Source organism: Nitrosomonas sp. ANs5 (genome assembly GCF_050584665.1).
In the GTDB taxonomy this organism is placed as follows: domain Bacteria; phylum Pseudomonadota; class Gammaproteobacteria; order Burkholderiales; family Nitrosomonadaceae; genus Nitrosomonas.
In genome coordinates, this window is record NZ_JBEUDO010000115.1 from 1 (window position 1) to 2,511 (window position 2,511).

2 protein-coding genes are annotated in these 2,511 nt (G+C 48.1%); both read left to right on the forward strand.

Annotated features, from left to right (window positions below; translation table 11 throughout):
• A partial coding sequence (locus tag ABTW62_RS13805) for an alpha/beta fold hydrolase (protein ID WP_430905152.1) occupies nt 1-532 on the forward strand: 532 nt, incomplete at its 5' end.
• Between the two features lie 134 nt (nt 533-666).
• The gene (locus tag ABTW62_RS13810; RefSeq protein ID WP_430905153.1) at nt 667-2,424 is read left to right on the forward strand and encodes a GNAT family N-acyltransferase; all 1,758 of its coding nucleotides are present in this window, start codon (nt 667-669) and stop codon (nt 2,422-2,424) included.
• Nucleotides 2,425-2,511 lie beyond the last annotated feature (87 nt).

The window sequence follows — 2,511 nt, forward strand, 5'->3', positions numbered from 1 at the left end:
GATGGGCGGGATGATCGCTATTGACTGGATGATTCGCTACCCGGATGAAGTGGAAGCAGCGGTTTTGATCAATACCAGTGCGAGACCGCTCTCTCCGTTTTACCAGCGCTTGCGCTGGACAATCTATCCCCGTCTCATCAGAATGCTTTTCAGGCCGGCTCTGCATAGGGAAGCGGATATTCTGGCGCTCACTTCGAACTGCCACCGTCACGACAGCGAGCTGCTCGAACGTTGGCAACAATGGCAGCGACAACATCCGGTCTCCATAATCAGCGCCAGGAATCAATTTCTGGCTGCTTCAAAATTTTCCGTCACCGCCAAACCCCGGCAACCGGTGCTGATTGTATCCAGCCGGGCGGACCGTCTGGTGGATTACCGCTGTGGCCTGGCGCTGGCACAAGTCTGGCAAACTGACTTTATAGAGCATGCGACCGCAGGCCATGATTTGCTGCTGGATGAACCAGAATGGTTGGCCCATACCGTCAGTCAATGGTTCGAACCGGATTCAGCCTTGTTTGCCGGAACTCGGTGAGACCCGCTTGATCTGCTGGGGGTGACGTTCCCGGATTACCAGTAAGACGCTGTTTCTGGATTTTCCGGGGTGTAATTTCTTGGTCATATTGATCGTATATCTTATCCGGAACTTATGTGAGGGAGTGGAGATATATGCTTGATGTCGATGCCTTGTTTAAAGATTATTTTCAGAGGGTGGATAAGCGTATCGATAAACCGTTGCGGAAGGTCGCTTCTTCCGTCTTGAAGATGCTTTTCCATCAAAATGAGATCAACGCTTTTATTGAAACCCACCGGCATCTGGAGGGGCTGGAATTCAATGATGCCGTCCTCGAACATTTCAATTTTACTTTCCAAGTTTCCAGCAAGGACCGGGCCCGTATCCCTGATCAGGGACGTGTGTTGATTGTCGCCAATCATCCCCTTGGTTCTCTGGATGGGCTCGCGCTGCTCAAATTGGTATCGGAGATCAGAACGGATATAAAAATTGTTACAACGTCGTGGCTGAGTTGTATTGAGCCTCTGCAAAGTTTGTTTCTCTCGATCGATAATTTGTCAGAATCTGCCAACCATCGCGGTAGCCTGCATCAGTTTGTCGAGGCATTGGAAGCGGAGCAGGCTGTCATCATGTTTCCGACCGGAGAAGTTTCGCGTATTTGCCCAATGGGCATTCGTGACGGCAAGTGGAAAACCGGTTTCTTATCCCTGGCCAAGAAAACGCAGGCGCCGATTGTTCCCATATATATTGGCGGAAAAAATTCGATGCTTTTTTATGGTCTTTCGAGTATCTATAAGCCGCTCGGTACGATGATGCTGGTCAATGAAATGTTCAATCAAAAGGGCAGCGAAATTGTATTCAGGATTGGCAAGCCGATACCCTGGGATTCGATAGCAGCAATGGGTATGCAGAAAAAGCATATCGCAAAATTAATGCGTCAACAGATTTATTTGTTGAGCCGGAAAAAGAAAAAAGAGCTGTTCAAGCCAGTGGAAAATATTATCCACCCGGTCAAAACCAAGTTGATTCGGAAGGAACTGCGCGCTTCGCCGCTAATTGGCCGGACCCAGGATGGCAAGCATATTTATCTGTTTGATTACAAGCCCAATTCCAGTGTGATGCGGGAAATTGGCCGCTTGCGCGAGCTAGCTTTCCGGCAGGTGCAGGAGGGCACGGGTAATGCCTTGGATATCGATCAATATGACCGCTATTACCGGCACCTTATTTTATGGGATGAAGATGAGCTGGAAATTATCGGTTCCTACCGTATCGGGGAAGCCAACAAAATTCTTGGAAAATTCGGGGAAACAGGACTCTATACCAATAGCTTATTCAAGTTCGATCAATCATTCATACCCTATCTCGAACATGCCATAGAACTGGGACGCAGTTTCATCCAACCCAGATATCAGGGAAAGCGCAGTCTGGATTATCTCTGGTACGGAATCGGCGCCTATCTTTATCTGCATCCCGAGATACGTTATCTGTTTGGACCGGTTTCGATGAGTATTTCATTGCCTGTACCGGCACAGAAAGTGATTGCGAGTTTTTACACAGAACTCTTTGGCAATGAAAAAAAGCTGTCTACGCCCAGACTCCCATTCGAATTTGCCCGAACCCGGTATTTTGCCCCCTTTAGTAAGGTGTCAAGCGAAGCGGAATATAAGCGTGCATATTCCATTCTCAAAGAGCGCATGAACGATTTTGGTGTAAAGGTGCCTGTGTTGTATAAACAATATGCGGAACTATGCCAGCCGGGCGGCTGTGAATTTTTGGGCTTTAATATCGATCCAGATTTCTCGAATTGCGTGGACGCCCTGATTCTTGTACATATCGATGCCATCAAGGAGAAAAAATACCAGCGTTATATTGAAATCCATGCAATGACCATCCAGCACTTGGATTCTGCCTAGGAGGCTGTCCGAGAATAGCGATCGTAGCGAGGGCGAGGCTGGTTGAGCGGGATTTTTCGATCATTTGAGGCGAATAGTCGTTCTATT

Excerpts from the sequence above, each read along its gene's own strand:
- ABTW62_RS13810 (WP_430905153.1), top strand. The coding sequence starts at position 667 with ATGCTTGATGTCGATGCCTTGTTTAAAGATTATTTTCAGAGGGTGGAT.